The sequence below is a fragment of the Agromyces sp. Soil535 genome, from assembly GCF_001428255.1.
In the GTDB taxonomy this organism is placed as follows: domain Bacteria; phylum Actinomycetota; class Actinomycetes; order Actinomycetales; family Microbacteriaceae; genus Agromyces.
Genome location: NZ_LMRW01000001.1, coordinates 382,617 through 399,677, shown reverse-complemented (window position 1 = coordinate 399,677; position 17,061 = coordinate 382,617). Strand labels below are relative to the sequence as shown.

Genomic DNA, 17,061 nt, shown 5'->3' with positions numbered 1-17,061 from the left:
CTTCGCAGTGCGCGAGTGAGCGCCCGGATCCCGGATCGCTGACCGCTACGCGCCGATGAGACGGCCGGCCAGGTACCCCTCGAGCTCCGCGATCGGAACGCGCTCCTGCGCCATCGAGTCGCGGTCGCGCACGGTCACGGCGTCGTCGTCGAGCGAGTCGAAGTCGACGGTGACGCAGTACGGGGTGCCGATCTCGTCCTGGCGACGGTAGCGGCGGCCGATGGCGCCGGCGTCGTCGAAGTCGACGTTCCAGTGCGCGCGAAGGGATGCCGCGACCTCGCGGGCGAGGGGCGAGAGGCGTTCGTTCCGGCTGAGCGGAAGCACGGCGGCCTTGATCGGCGCGAGACGCGGATCGAGCCGGAGCACCGTGCGCAAGTCGACGCCGCCCTTCGCGTTCGGTACCTCCTCGACGTCGTACGCGTCGACGAGGAAGGCCATGAGCGCGCGGGTGAGGCCGGCCGCGGGCTCGATGACGTAGGGGACCCACCGATCGTTCTTCGACTGGTCGAAGTACGAGAGGTCCTTGCCGGAGTGCTCGGAGTGCGTGGTGAGGTCGAAGTCCGTGCGGTTCGCGATGCCCTCGAGCTCGCCCCACTCGCCGCCGATGAACCCGAAGCGGTACTCGATGTCGATCGTGCGCTTCGAGTAGTGCGAGAGCTTGTCCTTGGGGTGCTCGAACAGGCGGAGGTTCTCGGGGTTCACGCCGAGGTCGATGTACCAGTTCCACCGGTAGTCGACCCAGTACTGGAACCATTCGTCGTCGGTGCCGGGCTCGACGAAGAACTCGAGTTCCATCTGCTCGAACTCGCGGGTGCGGAAGATGAAGTTGCCGGGGGTGATCTCGTTGCGGAACGACTTGCCGATCTGGCCGATGCCGAACGGCGGCTTCATGCGTGCGGCCTGCAGCACGTTCCCGAAGTTCGTGAAGATGCCCTGCGCCGTCTCGGGTCGAAGGTAGTGCAGGCCGGCGTCGTCCTCGACGGGGCCGAGGAAGGTCCGCAGCATCATGTTGAAGTCGCGCGGCGGCGTCCACTGGCCGCGCGTGCCGCAGTTGGGGCACACGATGTCGGCCATGCCGTTCTCGGGGGCGCGGCCCTTCTTCTCCTCGAACGCCTCGAGCAGGTGGTCTTCGCGGAACCGCTTGTGGCAGTGCAGGCACTCGACGAGCGGGTCGGTGAAGACGCCGACGTGGCCGGATGCCACCCACACCTGCTTCGGCAGGATGACGCTCGAGTCCAGGCCGACGACGTCGTCGCGACGCGTCACCATGTAGCGCCACCACTGGCGCTTGATGTTCTCCTTGAGCTCAACCCCCAGGGGCCCGTAGTCCCACGCCGAACGCGAACCACCGTAGATCTCGCCGGCCTGGAAGACGAACCCCCGATGCTGTGCGAGGGCGATGACGGAATCGAGACGGCTGGGTGCGGCCACGGTGGCTCCAATGGTCGTGAATCGGGCGAGCGCCCGGGAACGAAGAAGTACGCCCCCATCCTACGGTCGGTGTCGCGCACGGCCGTGCCGCCCACCGCAGCGGGGCTCCCGCATGGCGGGCGGTCCTGCCGGTACGCTGTGCGCATCCGACCTGGCCGAGGGGGCGACGGTGTGGGATCTCGTGCTTCGCATCAACGTGGTCGAGGGGGCGACGGTGTGGGAACTCGTGCTTCGCATCAACGTGGTCGAGGGGCCGTTCCTGATCACGGTGTACGCGCTGGCTGCGGCCGTCTTCATCTACCTCCTCGGTCGCGGGCCTGGGTGGTCGTGGGTGCTCACCGTCATCGTGGTGCTCATCGTGGGGGCGATCGTCGGCGCCGGCGTCCTATGGGTCGCGGTCAACGTGCTCGATGCCTTCGGCGGACCGGTGAACGAGGCCACCTGGTGGTGGGTGCCTGCCGCGTTCGCCGGATTCGCCCTCGCGCTCTGGAACCTCTGGTACTCGCGCTGGTGGCGCAAGCTCATCGCCGGGCTCGCGTTCCCGATCTTCGCCGTCGCCGCACTCCTCGGCATCAACGCGTCGTACGGGCTCAACCCGACGCTCGGTTCGCTCTTCGGCATCTCGACCGTGGGCGTCATCGACCTCGACGACCCCGACGCGACCCCGAGTCCGGATCCCACCGAGCCGCTCTACCAGACCTGGAAGCCGCCGGCCGACATGCCCGCGGCCGGCACCATCGGCACCCCGAGCGGGGGCGTGCCGAACACCAACTCCGGATTCCCGGCTCGTCCGGCTCAGCTCTACCTGCCACCGGCGGCACTCGTGCAGGATGCACCGCGGCTCCCGCTCGTGATCATGATGATGGGCCAGCCGGGCGACCCCGACGCGAGCTTCATCGGCCAGGTGCTCGACGACTACGCCGCGAAGCACCAGGGCCTGGCGCCGATCGCCCTCGTCGTCGACCAGCTGGGCGACCCCACGACGGACCCGCTCTGCCTCGACACCGACCTGGGCAAGGTGGAGACGTACGTCATGGAGGACGTGGTGCCGTGGGCGAAGCAGCACCTCGACGTGCTTCAGGGCCGCCAGTACACGACGGTCGCCGGCTACTCCAACGGCGGCCAGTGCGCGGCGTACTTCGGATCGAAGTATCCCGAGGTGTTCGGCAACATCCTCGCCGTCTCGCCCGTCGAATACGCCGGCGCCCCGCGCAACGACGAGGTGCTCGGCTCGGTCTTCCGCGGAGACCAGGCGGCGTATGACGCGGTGAAGCCCGCGAACATCATGGCGTCGAAGGCGCCGTACCCCGACACCACCGCCATCTTCACGGTCGGCGCGAACGACGCCACGTTCGGTCCCGGGGCGCAGCGCCTGGCGGATGCCGCGCAGGCCGCCGGCATGGCGACGACGTTCTTCCTCGTGCCCGACGCCGACCACGGCGTCAGCGGCCTCCTCGGCGGGCTCGACAAGGGCTTCGAGGTGCTGTATCCACGACTGAAATTGGCGGCGCCATGACCGACATCGAACCGGACGTCACCGACGTCGAGCCGAAGGGCCGGCTCAGGTCCACCGGCGAGGCGTTCGCCGCGTTCGTGCGTCGGGTGCCGTTCAGCATCGCGCTCGCCGTCGTGCTCGTCGTCACGGCGATCGTCACGGGCACCGCCGTCGGCACCGCATCGGATGCCACGACGCACCTGTGGGCGACGGGCGTCACCACGACGTTCGTCGCCCCGTGGACCGTCGTCACGGCGCTGTTCATCCCGTTCGACCCGTTCCAGCTGGCGTTCGGCATCGTCGGCGCGGTCCTCCTGCTCGGCGTGGCCGAGCGGCGCATGGGCACCTGGCGCGCCATCCTCGCGTTCGTCGTCACCGGCGTGCTCGGCGTCGCGCTCGGCACCCTGCTGCAATGGGTGGGATCGCTCGCCGGCGAGTGGTGGGCTGCGGGCACTGCCGCCGACCTCACGCTCGACCCGCTCACCGGCATCGTCGGCGCGCTCATCACGTCGACCGCGTTCATGGGGGTGCTGTGGCGCCGCCGCATCCGGGTGGTGACCTTCGCGGCGATCCTGGTGTTCGTGCTGTACGACGGCGACTCGTCGAACGTCTACCGCCTGATCGCTGCGATCACCGGGTACTTCCTCGGCGCGATCCTCACGGGCGATGCCTCGACGCTGCGGGCGCGGCGCAGCTCGCACGCCGAGACGCGCACGCTCGTCGCGGCCGTCGTCGCCGTCACGGCCATCGGGCCGATCGTCGCCCTCGTCAACCGCACCGAACTCACCCCGTTCAGCTTCGGCTCGTACATGTTCGATGACGATCCGGTCGACCTCGACGTCCTGATCTCGCAGTGCAAGGCGACGGCGGCCGCCCTCGGCGAGGACTGCCTGAAGCAGCTCGCGATCCTGAGCTCACAGGGCTTCGGGATGTTCCTCCTGTCGTTCGTGCCGGTGCTGCTCCTCCTCCTCGCCGCGTGGGGCCTGCGCATCGGACGCCGTTTCGCACGCTGGCTCGCCATCGCGGTGAACGTCGCGATCATTGTGTTCGCGCGCACTGCGCTCGACGTCACGATCACCACGGCCGACGTGGAGAACGGCACGTGGACGGTGTTCGACATCGGCGAGCTGATCGTCTGGGGGCTGGCGGTGCTCGCCCTGCCGATCGGCATCATCGTGATGCTCGTCGTGACGCGACGGCACTTCCAGATCAGGGCGCCACGGCCGGCCTTCGTGCGCTTCGTCGTCACGGTCGTCGGCTCATTCCTCGTGCTCGCGACCGTCTACTACGCGGTCGGCCTGGCCACGATCGGCGAGTACTGGCCCGCCGCCTCCCAGGCCGACCTGCTCGTCGACACCCTGAAGCGGTTCGTGCCACCGCACTTCCTCGCGGTGGTCGACCCGATCGTGCTGCCCGGCCACGACCTCACGAGCGTCATGTACCAGGTCGTCGGCCCGCTGTTCTGGGCGATCTTCATCGTCGCCGCGGTCGTGCTCATGCGCCAGACGAGGTCGGAGATGGGTTTCGCCGATCGGCTGCGCGCCCGCGCCCTCATCCGCCGTCACGGCGGGGGCACGCTGGGGTTCATGGCGACCTGGCCGGACAACGTCTACTGGTTCAGCGAGGACCGCGACGCGGTGGTCGCCTACCGGGTGATCAACGGCATCGCGATCACGATGTCCGACCCGATCTGCCCGCCGGATGCCGCGGGCCGCGTCATCCGCGAGTTCGCCGCGTTCTGCGACGCGAACAGCTGGGTGCCGGTCTTCTACAGCGTGCACCCGGAGGTCCTCCCGGTGTTCGAGGAGCTCGGCTGGCAGTACATGTCGGTGGGCGAGGAGACGCTCGTGCGCACGACCGGCCTCGAGCTCACCGGCAAGCCCTGGCAGAAGGTGCGGCAGGCGCTGAACCGCGGCATCAAGGAGGGCATGACCACGGTCTGGACGACCTGGGACGAGCTCCCGCTCGCCACCGTCGCCGAGATCAACGCGATCTCCGAGGAGTGGGTCGCCGAGAAGGAGCTGCCCGAGATGGGCTTCACGCTCGGCGGCATGGCGGAGCTGAAGGATCGCGACGTGCGACTCATGCTCGCGGTCGGCCCCGACGGTCGCATGCAGGCCGTCACGAGCTGGCTGCCGGTGTACCGCGACGGCGAGGTGGTGGGCTGGACGATCGACTTCATGCGCCGGGCCGACGGCAGCATGAACGGCATCATGGAGTTCCTCATCGCCTCGGCTGCGCTGCACATGAAGGAGGAGGGCGCTGAGGTGCTGAGCCTCTCGGGGGCGCCCCTGGCCACGAAGCCGCTGGCCACCGGGGAGGAGGCCCCGCAGCCGACGGCGATGACCCGGCTCCTCGACTTCCTCGCGAAGACCCTCGAGCCCGCATACGGGTTCTCGTCGCTGTTCCGGTTCAAGGCCAAGTTCAACCCCGAATACGAGACCATCTCGATGGCCTACCCCGATCCGCTCGCCCTGCCCACGATCGGCCTCGCCATCGGCAAGGCGTACCTGCCCGAGGTGTCGCCGAAGGAGGCGGTGGCGCTCGTGCGGACCCTCACGAGGTAGGCGAGGGCCTCGAGCAGCGGATGCCGCAGCCGGCCGCCGCGCGCTCAGGCGGCGCGGAGCGAGTCCGGGCCGATCTCGGCGATCGATCGGTGCCCTGCGAGCGCAATCGTGAGGTCGAGCTCCGCGATGTGGTTGCGCACCACCTCGCGCACGCCCGTCTCCCCCGCGACGGCGAGGCCGTAGGCGTAGGGCCGGCCGATGCCGACCGCGGTCGCGCCGAGGGCGAGGGCGATGAACGCGTCGGCGCCGCCGCGGATGCCGCTGTCGAGCACGACCGGCACGCGTCCGCCGACGCGCTCGACGATCGAGGGCAGGGCGTCGAGCGTCGCGACCGACCGGTCGACCTGGCGGCCGCCGTGGTTGGAGACCACGATGCCGTCGACACCGGCGTCGAGGGCTCGGCTCGCGTCATCCGGGTGCACGATGCCCTTGAGGAGCACAGGCAGGGCTGTCCACTCGCGCAGGCGCGCGAGATCGTCCCAGGTGAGGCTCGGGTCGGAGAACACGTCGAGGAACGTCTCGACCGCGGCGCGCGGCAGCGGTGAGCGCAGGGCGTCCCGCACGCCGCCGTCGACAAGGCGGGTGCCGGCCGCGCTCCGCGCGATCGAGAGCGCCGAGGCGAGCAGCATCGGCGTGACCCTGGGCCTCGCTCCGCCCCCACCACCGCGCGCGACCCGCTCGCGCACGAGCTCCGCGAACACCGGGTCGCTCGTGTACTGGGCGATGCCCTGGCCGCGAGTGAACGGCAGGAACGCGGCGTCGAGGTCGCGCGTGCGCCAACCGAGCAGGTGCGTGTCGAGGGTCACCACGACCGCCTCGCAGCCCACCGCCTCGGCGCGCCGCAGGAACGACGCGTTGAGCTCGCCGGATGCGCTCCAGTACAGCTGGAACCACCGCGAGGCGGCGCCCATCGCGCGGGCCACCTCCTCCATCGGCCGGGACGCCTTGGTTCGAGAGCACGTACGGCACGTCGAGCGCCGCCGCCGCGCGTCCGACCGCGACATCCGCGTCGGCGTGGGCGAGCTCCGCGACGCCGATGGGCGACAGCACGAACGGGGTCGCCCGACGCCGTCCGAGCAGCTCGATCGAGAGATCGCGCTCCGCCACGTCGCGGAGCACGCGCGGCCACACCTGCCACCGATCGAACGCCGCCCGGTTCGCCGCCATCGTCGCCTCGGCGCCAGCTTCGCCCGCGAAGTACGCGAACGCCTCGGCCGAGGTCGCCTTGCGCGCGGCACGCTCGAGGGCCGCGTAGTCGACGGGAACGGCCGGCTTCGCGCCGCTCACGCCCGCCCGGTACACCTCGGACTGCACGGCTCGCGCGTAGCCGCGGTGCGCATCGGTCATCGGGTCGCTCCTTCGCGATCGGGACTGCGATGAGCGTACGCGCCCGCGAGGTCCCCGGCCTAGGGTGGAGGGGATGCCGCACCTGCCCGACCTCCTCGTCGCCGCCATCGCGCTCGTGCGCGACCGGCGCGTGCTCATGGTCACCGCGCGCGACCGCGACGTGCACTACATGCCCGGCGGCAAGATCGATCCCGGTGAGAGCGCCGCCCAGGCCGCCGCGCGCGAGGCCCTGGAGGAGGTGGCGCTGGACCTCGACCCCGACGCGCTCGAGGAGCTCTTCGAGGTCGTCGTGCAGGCCCACGGCGAGCCCGACGGCCGGCTGGTGCGCATGCGGGTGTTCCGTGCCGAGACGGATGCCGCGCCCGCCGCGTCCGCGGAGGTCGGCGCGCTGCACTGGGTGACCACGGCCGACGCCCACCGCTGCCCGCCGGCGGGGGCGGAGGTGCTGCGGCGGCTCGCGGCATCCGGCGTCATCGACTGAGCCGCGCATAGACTGCGGGCATGGCGAGCACCCGCGGGTCACGCAGCGGCGAGCGCGCGGTCGAGCAACCCGGCGCGCCGCTTGAGGTCGAGCGGGTCGGCGAGCCGCTGACGTCCGAGCAGATGGGCGTACTGAGCGCCCTCGGCTGGTGGGCGCGCGATTACGCCTACGCGGCCTGGCGTCAGCTGGCCTTCCTCGGCGCGTATCGGTCGCCCGCCGCATGGCGAACGGGAGACCCCGCCAAGCCCGAGGTGGTACTACTGCCCGGTGTGTACGAGCACTGGTCGTTCCTGCGTCCGCTCGGCGACGCGGTGAACGACGCGGGTCACCGCGTCGCGGTCGTGCATGGACTCGGCCCGAACCGTCGGCCGATCGTCGAGACCTCGGAGCGACTCGCGCGGGCGCTCGGGCGGGTGCGGGTGCCCGAGGCGGGCCGCGTGATCGTCGCCCACAGCAAGGGCGGGCTCATCGGCAAGCACCTCCTGCTCGACGGGCGTGGAGATGCCCTCGGCGTCCTCGGCGTCGTCGCGATCTGCACGCCCTTCTCCGGGGCGCGCAGGGCGCGGCTGTTCACCGACCCGAGCATCCGGGCGCTCCTGCCGGGCGACGAGACGATCGTGATGCTCGGGACCGCGGCATCCGTCAACTCGCGCGTCGTGTCGATCTTCGGCAACTTCGACCCGCACATACCCGACGGCAGCGCGCTCGACGGCGCTACGAACATGCGCGTGCCGGTCGCCGGTCACTTCCGCGTGCTCGGCGCCCGTGAGACGCTGCTTGCGGTGCTCGACGGGGTGGCGCTCCTCACCTCGCGCTGACCCGCGCTTGCGCTGACCCGCGACGGTCCGCTACTCGGGCTGCCCAAGCTGCACGGGACCGATGCGGTAGGGCCGCATCATCTCGTTGTCCTCGTGTTCGACGATGTGGCAGTGCCAGACGAACTGCCCCGGATTGACGAAGCTGAGCCGCAGGCGCGTGACCTCGCCAGGATACGAGATCACCGAGTCCTTCACCCCGGTCTCCCACGGCTCCGGGGGCCGGGCCGACCCGTCGGGCGTCACGGGCACGGCGACCTCGCCGTCGTCGTCGAGGACGAGACCTTCGCGCCCGACCACCTCGAACGCGACCTCGTGCACGTGCATCGGGTGCGCGTCGGCGGTGGTGTTCACGAACTCCCACACCTCGGTGTCGCCGACCTGCGGGTTGTCGGTGACCGCCTCGTCCCAGTCGAGCGCGATCGGCACGCCGGCGTCGACGACGCCGAGCATCGCCTCGGTCGGGCCCTCGAGGGGCTGACCGTCCGCGTCGAACCCGATCGCGGCCTTCTCGATGAGGGCGAGCTGCCTGGTGAACGTCTCCGCCGGCAGCGGCGTCCGCGTCGGGAGGACGAGGTATTGCGGCGGGGTGGTCGGATCCGGCGCGACCGCGGGGACGACCTGGAACTGCATGACCTGTCCCGTCGAGGCGGCATCCGAGGGCTCGAAGTCCACGCCGGGAACCCCGCCGCCGAACGGCTCGTCCGGGCCGACGTTGCCGAGGGTGTACGACCCGACCGGGACGCCCGTGAAGTCGACGATCAGGTCGGCGCGCTCCGAGAGTCCCATGAGCAGCCGGCCGCCGTGGTCGGCGGTCAGGTTCACCGGCGCGTCGAGGTACCCGCCCTCGTTGCCGATCTGCCAGACCGCGGCACCGGGGATCGCCGAGAAGTCGAGGATCAGGAACCTCGACTGGCATCCGTTCAGGAACCGCAGCCGGTAGCGGCGTTGCTCGACGACCTGGAACGGCCACGTGTTGCCGTTGGCCATGATCATGTTGCCGAAGAACTCGGGCTGCCAGATCGGCGAGAACTCGCCTGCGGGGATGTAGTCGCCGACGATGCCGTCGAAGAACACCCGCGTGTCGGGGTAGAACAACGAGCCGTCGTCGTTGAACGAGCGGTCCTGCACTGCGATCGGGATCTCGTAGTACGTCTTGTTCGAGGGGAACTTGTCGTGCTGTTTCGGTGCAGGCCCCGGCAGCACCGCGACAGTGTCGGAGCGGCTGTCGAGCACGGCCTTCTCGCCATCGGGGCCACCGCGCACGATGAAGAACCCTGCCGGGCCTGCGTACACGTTGAGCCGGGTCATCCCCAGCGTGTGGTCGTGGAACCAGAGGGTCGACTCGCGCTGATCGTTCGGGTAGTTGAAGACTGCGTAGCCGGGCCCCCATTCCGCCCCGTGCTCGGTGTTGGCCTTGCCGGCGAAGAACTCGTACCACGTGCCCTTCGTCGCGAAGCCGGCCGGGATGTCGTCAGCGGCCGGCAGGTACCACGCCTCGGCGTACCCGTCGCTCTCGTCGCCGACGCCGACCGCACCGTGCAGGTGCGTGACGATCGGCACAGGGCCGTCGTAGGCACCCGGCGTCGTGTCGAATGTCGGCCTGTTGTCGCGCCCTGCTGTGCCGCCCGGCGGGTTCGCCCAGTGCAGCGTCGGGTCGACCGGCAGCAGGTGCGGCAGGAAGTGCCCCTCGCCGTCGACGAGCTCGTTGATCCACGTCACCCGGACCGGCCGGTTCCACTTGGACTCGATCGTGAGCGACGGGGCATTGTGGATCAGCGGGTCGTCAGGGCGCTCCGCCGCGACCGGCCCATAGCCCCACACCGTCGTCGCCGGGAGCCCGACCGGCAGGATCTGCTGGACGAACTGCCGTACCGAGATCTCGTAGAGGTCGATCGGCTTCCCGCCGCGCGCCTTGGCCGTGCCCGCCCGCGGCATCACGGGCGGTATCAGCAGCGGCGTCTGGAACTTCGGCACCTCGCCGGGCGACAGCGTGCCGCCGGGGATGTCGGCCAGGGCCACCATCGTTCCGCCGGGGAGCACGGCGTAGAGCACGAAGCCCGCGCCGGCCGCACCGGCGGCCTTGATGAACGTACGGCGGCTCAGGAGCCTCCGTCGTGTGCTGACTGGATCGGGCATCTCGATCACCTGCGTCCCACCCCGACGCCGCCGCTTCGGGTGCGACGTACCTACGCGAGTTTCGCTCAGTTTGTCGCGCACTGGCATGGCGCCGCAAGGGTGGCAGATGCCCCGTTCGGGTGACATGGTGAACGGATGCCTCGGCCGCGGTCGCGGCATTCGCTCAGTGCACGTACTCCAGCAGGTCGAGCCCCACCTGGTGCATGCCGTCGAGGACCGCGAGGCGCGACGTGAGCATCGTGTCGGCGAAGTACATCGACACCGCGTAGGCGACGCTCGCGCGCGGGCCGCGCAGCACGCCGACCTCGCTGCGCACACCGCCGTCGGTGCCGGTCTTGTTCATGAGCAGCACGCTGTGGTCGGGCATCCGGTGCGCGAGCGGGTCGAGCCCGAACGCCGACGCGACCATCGACAGGTCGGAGTTCAGCGACAGCCAGCCGGCCACCCGCTGCGACACCTCGGGGCTCACGACCTCGCCGCGAGCGAGCGACGCGAACAGCCAGGTCAGCTCCTTCGCCGACCCGATCGACAGCTGCGGCGCGTCGTCGGGCCCGCGATGGTCGCGCACGAGGTCGAGCAGCGCCGTGCGGGTGAGGCCGAGCGCCTCGGTGCGGGCGCGCACCGCCTCGAGGCCGACGTAGCGGATGAGCACGTTGGTGGCGAGGTTGTCGCTCGTGGCCCCGATGAGCGCGGCCAGGTCTGCGATCGGCAACGAGGGCGACTGCAGGTGCTGCCAGATGCCGGAGTCGCCCACCGCATCCCGCGGGGCGCGGTCGAGCACCGTGAACGACTCGGCGCTCGTACCGGTGAGGCGCGAGGCGACCTCGACGAGCAGGAGCACCTTGCCGATCGACGCGGTGGGCATCACGACGTGGTCGTCGACCGAGAAGAGCACCTTGCCGGTGGCGAGATCCGTGGCCCGCGCCGACACCTGCACGCCCGCGAGCGCGAGCTCGCCGAGGGCGTTGAAGCCACGCGCGAAGTTCTCGTTGGGCTCCTCGGTGCGGTGTCGTCCCCTCCGGATGCTGGCATGGCGCGCTCGCCGCTCGGATTCCTGCGACGACGTCACCACGGTGCTTGCACATCTTCCTCTGGCGCTCGGCGCTCCCCCACCGCGGTCTGCGGCGCGCTCGAGAATGGTGGACTGGACGGTTCTGTTCGGTGCGCTACCAGATCGTCACCCGCTCGCCCGGATCGAGCCAGAGGGCGTCGTCGTCAGTCACACCGAAGCCAGTGTAGAACTCGTCGATGTTCCGGACGATCTGGTTGCAGCGGAACTCGTTGGGCGAGTGCGGGTCGATCGCGAGGAGGCGGATGACCTCCTCGTCGCGGCCCTTCATCTGCCACGCCTGCGCCCACGAGAGGAAGAACCGCTGGGCCCCCGTGAGGCCGTCGATCACCGGCGGTTCCGCCCCGTCGAGCGAGAGCACGTAGGCCTTCCACGCGATCGTGAGGCCGCCGAGGTCGCCGATGTTCTCGCCGATCGTGAGGCCGCCGTTGACGTGATGCTCGGGCACCTGCGCGGGCGCCAGCGTGTCGTACTGGGCGATGAGCGCCTTCGTCCGGTCCTCGAACGCGGTGCGGTCCGCCTCGGTCCACCAGTCGGTGAGGCGCCCGTCGCCGTCGTACTTCGAGCCCTGGTCGTCGAATCCATGGCCGATCTCGTGCCCGATCACTGCGCCGATCGCACCGTAGTTCGCCGCGGCATCCCGTTCTGACGTGAAGAACGGGTGCTGCAGGATCGCGGCCGGGAACACGATCTCGTTGAATCCGGGGTTGTAGTACGCGTTGATGGTCTGCGGCGTCATGAACCACTCGTCGCGGTCGATCGGCTTGCCGATCTTGCCGAGCTCGCGGTTGAACTCGAACTCCGCCGTCGCGCGCACGTTTCCGACGAGGTCGTCGGCGTCGACCTCGAGCGTGGAGTAGTCGCGCCACTTCACCGGGTAGCCGATCTTGGGCGTGAACTTCGCGAGCTTGCCGAGCGCGCGGGAACGGGTCTGCTTGCCCATCCAGTCGAGGGCGGTGATCGACTGGCGGTACGCCTCGACGAGGTTCGCGACGAGGTCGTCCATCGCCTCCTTCGCCGCGGGCGGGAAGTGCCGCTCCACGTAGATGCGCCCGACGGCCTCCCCCATGCCGCCCTCCACGAGCGAGACCCCGCGCTTCCAGCGCTCGCGCAGCTGCGGCGTGCCGGTGAGGGTGCGGCCGTAGAAGTCGAAGTTCGCCTCGACGAAGTCGTTGGAGAGGTACGCCGCGTTCGAGCGGATCACCTGCCAGGCCAGCCAGTCCTTCCACGCGGGCAGGCGCTCCTCGGTGAGGATCGCACCGAGGCCCTCGACGAAGCTCGGCTCGCGGAGCACGAGCTCGTCGAACGCGCCCTCGGGCACGCCCATGCCGTCGCGCCACACCTGCAGGTCCACGGATGCCGCGGCGGCGGCATCCGCCCACTGGTACAGGTTGTACGTCTTCTCGCTGTCGCGGGTGTCGACGTTGCTCCAGTGCACCTTCGCCAGGTCGGCCTCGAGGTCGAAGACGCGCACGGCCCGTTCGGCCGGGTCGTCGAGCTGGGCGAGGGCGAACATGCGCTCGAGGTGGGCGTTGTAGGCGGTGCGCACGCCCGCGAACCGCTCCTCCCGGAAGTAGCTCTCGTCGGGCAGGCCGATGCCTCCCTGCTCCACGAACACGAGGTAGCGCTCGGGGTCGCCGGGGTCGTTGTCGACGTACAGCTGCATGAAGCCCGACACGCCCTGGCGCTCCAGCCTGCCGAGCGTCTCGAGGAACGTGTCGACCGATCCGACGAGCGACACCTCCATGAGCTGACCCGCGATGGGCGTGGCGCCGAGCAGGTCGGCCCGCTGCTCGTTCATGAAGCTGGCGTAGAGGTCGCCCACCTTGCGCGCCTCGGTGTGGGGCTCCTCCTGCTGCGCCTCCTCGACGATCTCGCGCACCGCATGCTCGGCCTCCTCGTGCAGCACGAGGAAGGAGCCGTAGCGGGCCTTGTCGGCGGGGATCTCGGTGCGCTCGATCCACTTGCCGTTGACGTGCCGGAACAGGTCGTCCTGCGGACGCACGTCGGCGTCGAGTTCGTCCTTCGCGATGCCTGAGGGGAGCGTGACGTCGGTCATCCCCACAGCCTACGTCGGGGTGCCCAGGGAGGGGATGCCGCAACGGCGCGTCTCACGGTGCACTCGCAGTGTCGCGGCATCCGCCCGGGTCAGCGCAGCTGCGCGAAGCCCTCGGCCTTGCGGGTCGGACCCACGATGAGGATGGTGTCGTCGGCTTCGAGCACGGTGTCCGCGTCGGCGTTCGTCCACTCGGCGCCCGGCTTCTTGTATGCGGCGATGGTGACGCCGAACTCCTTCCGCAGGCCGGTCTTGCCGAGCGGGGTGCCCCACAGCCGCTCCGGCGGTGACGACTTCACGACCGCATAGCCGCGCTCGATCTCGACGTAGTCGAGTGCGGCGCCGCGCACGAGGTGAGCCACCTTGCGGCCCATTTCGCTCTCGGGCTGCACGACGTGATGCACCCCGAGTTGCTCGAGGATGAGGGCGTGCTCCTCGGTGTCGGCCTTCGCCCAGATCGCGGGCAGGCCCAACGCGAGCAGCGCCGATGACGTGAGGATCGACGCGGCGAGGTTGCCGCCGATCGCGACGACGACGCGGTCGAACTGGTCGATCGAGAGCTGTCTCAGCACTTCGGGATTGGTGGGATCCGCGCGCACCACCTGGGTCAGCCTGTTGTTGAGGCTCTGCACGTTCTCTTCCACGATGTCGATGCCGAGCACCTCGGTGCCGCCGGCCATGAGCTCGAGGGCGAGCGAGCGGCCGAACCGACCGAGGCCGATGACCGCGACCGAGTCGGCCTCGGCGATACGGCGCGTGTAGTTCTGGTCGCCGAACAGCGAACGTCTAGCCAACGACGGGCCTCTCTCTCGGGAACTCGTACAGGATGCGGCGCTCGCGCAACACGAGGGCGCCGCCGAGCGTGAGCGGGCCGACGCGGCCCACGAGCATGACCACGGCGAGCACGATCTTGGCGGAGTCGGGCAGGTCGGGAGTGATGCCGGTCGAGAGCCCGGTGGTGCTGAAGGCCGAGATCACCTCGAAGAGGACACGTCCCAGCGGGAACTCGGTGAGCTGCAACAGCAGCAGCGTGGGTGCGACGACCACGGCCACGCTGATGAGCACGATGGTGATCGCCTGCCGGTGCACGGCGCGGGAGAGCCGCTTGCCGAAGATGTTCACGTTCCCTTCGCCGCGCAGCTCCGCGAGCATGATGAAGAAGAGCACCAGGAATGTCGTCACGCGGATGCCGCCGCCGACGCTGGCCGGGCCGGCGCCGATGAACATGAGCACGTCGGAGGCGAACCAGCTCTCGTCGCGCATCGCCGCGAGGTCGACCGAGTTGAATCCGCCCGTGCGGGTCATCGTCGACGCGAAGAATCCTGCAAGCACGCGGGCAGGCGGGTCGAGCCGTCCGAACGTGTCGGGGTTGTCCCACTCCACGAACGTGAGGTAGGCCGACCCGAGCACGAGCAGCCCGATCGTGCCGGTCACCATGAGGTTCGTGTTCATGCTCCAGCGCAGCGGATGCGCCCAGTCGCGCCAGAGTTGCACGATGACGGGGAACCCGAGTCCGCCGAGGATCACCCCTGCGCAGAGCGGCAGGCACACGAACGGGTCGCTGACGAAGCCCATCATGTTGTCGGTCTGCAGAGCGAACCCGAGGTTCGCGAAGGCGGAGATCGAGTCGAACACGGCATTCCACGCCGCCCGGCCCACGTCCCAGCCGTAGTGGATCAGGAAGCGCAGGAAGAGCAGCAGGGCGACGATCGCCTCGATGAGCAGCGTGAGGCCGACGACGGCGCGCACCAGCTTGCGCAGGTCGGTGAAGCCCTCTGCCTGGAATTCGCTCGCGGCGTTGAGACGAGTGCGCAGCGAGAGCCGGCGCGCCAGCAGCACGCCCACCAGCGCGGCGGAGATGAGGATCCCGAGCCCTCCGACCTGCGTCATGACGATGATCGCGAGCTGCCCGAGGAACGTCCAGTGCGTCGCCGTGTCGACCGAGGCGAGGCCCGTCGTCGTCACAGCGGATGTCGCGGTGAAGAGTGCGTCGACGAAGGTCGTCGAGCGGCCGGGCGCGGTCATGCCCGGCAACAGCAGCAGAATGGTGCCGATCGCGATCGCGCCCACGAACCCCACGACGACGACCTGCGCGGGATGCAGGCGGAATCGCCGACGCAGTCCCTCCGCCGGGCTCTCCTGAACCGGCTCGCGCGTGCTCACTCCGCCACACTAATCCCGCGGCGCCCAGTCCGCGCGTCGCCGATGGAAGTCGTGGCCGGTGGCGAATCCGTGCCAGCGGCAGCTGCCGCTCCGGCCGCGGCACGTGTCGTCGGCGACGCCTAGGCTCGTGAGCACATGAGCGCCACCGCCTTCCGTCGCGCCGTCGACCGCGACATCCTCCGGCTCGCCGTGCCCGCGCTCGGCGCACTCGTCGCCGAGCCGCTGTTCCTGCTCGCCGACACGGCGATGGTCGGCCACCTCGGGGCCACGCCGCTGGCCGGGCTCGGGCTGGCGAGCGCGGTGCTGCAGACGATCATCGGGCTCATGGTGTTCCTCGCCTACGCGACGACGCCGTCGGTGGCGCGCCGGCTCGGGGCGGGCGACGAGCGGGCCGCCGTGGCGTCCGGGGTCGACGGGCTGTGGCTCGCGCTGGGTCTCGGCGTCGTGCTCGCCCTGGCCGGATGGCAGGCGACGCCATGGCTGGTCGGCCTGTTCGGGGCGTCCGCGGCGGTCACGGCCGAGGCATCGGTCTACCTCTCGATCTCGATGGCCGGCCTGCCTGCCATGCTGGTCGTCTTCGCGGCCACCGGGCTGCTGCGCGGCCTGCAGGACACACGTACCCCGCTCTGGGTCGCCGGCATCGGGTTCGCCGTGAACATCGGCCTCAACGCCCTCTTCATCTACGGGCTCGGCTGGGGCATCGCGGGTTCGGCGGTGGGCACCGTGATCGCGCAGTGGGGCATGGTCGTGGTGTATCTCGTGGTGATCGCGGGGCACACGCGCCGCGTGGGGGCGAGCCCGTGGCCGCACCACGCCGGCGTGCTGCGGGGCGCGGTCTCAGGCGGGTGGCTGTTCCTCCGCACGGCGAGCCTGCGAGCGGCGCTGCTCCTCGCCACGTGGGCGGCGACCTCGCTCGGACGCGACGAGCTCGCGGCGTACCAGGTGGCCATCACGATCTACTTCACCCTCGGCTTCGCGCTCGACGCGCTGGCGATCGCCGCGCAGGCCCTCATCGGCAAGGGACTCGGCTCGGGCGACGTCGACCATGTGCGGGCGGTGCTGCGCCGCTGCGTGCAGTGGGGGGTGGGCTCGGGCGTCCTGCTCGGTGCGCTCGTCATCGCCACGGCGTGGGTGCTGCCCGCGGTCTTCACGTCATCGCCCGAGGTCGCCGCGTTGCTGCCACCCTCGCTGGTGGTCCTCGGGCTGTCGGCGCCGCTCGGCGGGCTCGTGTTCGTGCTCGACGGCGTGCTCATCGGGGCCGGCGACGCCCGCTACCTCGCGTGGACGGGCCTCGTGAACCTCGCCATGTTCGTGCCGCTCGCGCTCGGCACGGTGTGGTGGGCGGATGCCGCGGGCCTCCCCGGCGCGGCGTCACTCGCGTGGTTGACGGCGTCGTTCGCGATCGGCTACCTCGCCGCCCGCGCCGCGACGCTGTCGATCCGGGCGCATGGCTCCGCGTGGATCGTCACCGGTGCGTCGACCTGATCGCCGAGCTCCT

12 protein-coding genes and 1 pseudogene are annotated in these 17,061 nt (G+C 70.3%); 5 read left to right on the top strand and 8 right to left on the bottom strand.

What is annotated here, in order from left to right:
• Nucleotides 1-45 precede the first annotated feature (45 nt).
• Entirely contained in the window at nt 46-1,431 is a 1,386-nt protein-coding gene (locus ASG80_RS01870; RefSeq protein WP_056727857.1) for a glycine--tRNA ligase, read from the bottom strand.
• A gap of 112 nt (nt 1,432-1,543) precedes the next feature.
• Here ASG80_RS01870 and ASG80_RS01865 point away from each other — a divergent pair, with 112 nt between their 5' ends.
• Together ASG80_RS01865 and ASG80_RS01860 are read left to right on the top strand one after the other, a co-directional pair.
• Nucleotides 1,544-2,947, top strand: a complete 1,404-nt coding sequence (locus ASG80_RS01865) for an esterase family protein (RefSeq protein WP_162256585.1) — start codon at nt 1,544-1,546, stop codon at nt 2,945-2,947.
• Nucleotides 2,944-5,493: a phosphatidylglycerol lysyltransferase domain-containing protein gene (locus ASG80_RS01860; RefSeq protein WP_056727856.1), complete on the top strand. Its 2,550-nt coding sequence runs from the start codon at nt 2,944-2,946 to the stop codon at nt 5,491-5,493. Before ASG80_RS01865 ends, ASG80_RS01860 begins: the two co-directional genes overlap by 4 nt.
• A gap of 44 nt (nt 5,494-5,537) precedes the next feature.
• On the opposite strand, the gene ASG80_RS01855 is transcribed toward ASG80_RS01860, so the two are convergent.
• Together ASG80_RS01855 and ASG80_RS24830 are read right to left on the bottom strand one after the other, a co-directional pair.
• Nucleotides 5,538-6,425 carry an alpha-hydroxy-acid oxidizing protein gene (locus ASG80_RS01855; RefSeq protein WP_369816196.1) on the bottom strand — a complete coding sequence of 296 codons (888 nt, stop codon included), beginning with the start codon at nt 6,423-6,425 and terminating at the stop codon, nt 5,538-5,540.
• A gap of 88 nt (nt 6,426-6,513) precedes the next feature.
• Nucleotides 6,514-6,840 (bottom strand): annotated as a pseudogene (locus ASG80_RS24830) (alpha-hydroxy-acid oxidizing protein); the annotation flags it as partial.
• 73 nt (nt 6,841-6,913) lie between these two features.
• Between ASG80_RS24830 and ASG80_RS01850 the strand changes: the two are divergent.
• The gene (locus tag ASG80_RS01850; protein WP_056727854.1) at nt 6,914-7,321 is read left to right on the top strand and encodes an NUDIX domain-containing protein; all 408 of its coding nucleotides are present in this window, start codon (nt 6,914-6,916) and stop codon (nt 7,319-7,321) included.
• A 20-nt stretch (nt 7,322-7,341) separates the two neighbouring features.
• A complete protein-coding gene (locus ASG80_RS01845; RefSeq protein ID WP_235507973.1) occupies nt 7,342-8,139 on the top strand; it encodes a triacylglycerol lipase in 798 nt (265 codons plus the stop codon).
• Between the two features lie 30 nt (nt 8,140-8,169).
• Here the strand turns inward: ASG80_RS01845 and ASG80_RS01840 are convergent, their stop codons facing one another.
• From ASG80_RS01840 to ASG80_RS01820, 5 genes are all read right to left on the bottom strand, one after another.
• On the bottom strand, nt 8,170-10,275 hold the full coding sequence (locus ASG80_RS01840; protein ID WP_156401602.1) for a multicopper oxidase family protein: 2,106 nt from the start codon (nt 10,273-10,275) through the stop codon (nt 8,170-8,172).
• 163 nt (nt 10,276-10,438) lie between these two features.
• The gene (locus tag ASG80_RS01835; protein ID WP_056727852.1) at nt 10,439-11,347 is read right to left on the bottom strand and encodes a serine hydrolase; all 909 of its coding nucleotides are present in this window, start codon (nt 11,345-11,347) and stop codon (nt 10,439-10,441) included.
• 94 nt (nt 11,348-11,441) lie between these two features.
• Nucleotides 11,442-13,403: a M13 family metallopeptidase gene (locus ASG80_RS01830; protein WP_056727850.1), complete on the bottom strand. Its 1,962-nt coding sequence runs from the start codon at nt 13,401-13,403 to the stop codon at nt 11,442-11,444.
• Between the two features lie 89 nt (nt 13,404-13,492).
• Nucleotides 13,493-14,194 carry a TrkA family potassium uptake protein gene (locus ASG80_RS01825; protein ID WP_056727848.1) on the bottom strand — a complete coding sequence of 234 codons (702 nt, stop codon included), beginning with the start codon at nt 14,192-14,194 and terminating at the stop codon, nt 13,493-13,495.
• A complete protein-coding gene (locus ASG80_RS01820; protein ID WP_235507961.1) occupies nt 14,187-15,563 on the bottom strand; it encodes a TrkH family potassium uptake protein in 1,377 nt (458 codons plus the stop codon). The genes ASG80_RS01825 and ASG80_RS01820 overlap by 8 nt, the downstream gene beginning before the upstream one ends.
• A 135-nt stretch (nt 15,564-15,698) precedes the next feature.
• On the opposite strand from ASG80_RS01820, the gene ASG80_RS01815 reads away from it, so the two are divergent.
• Nucleotides 15,699-17,048, top strand: coding sequence for an MATE family efflux transporter (locus ASG80_RS01815; RefSeq protein ID WP_056727845.1), 1,350 nt, complete (start codon nt 15,699-15,701; stop codon nt 17,046-17,048).
• The last annotated feature ends 13 nt before the right edge of the window (nt 17,049-17,061 follow it).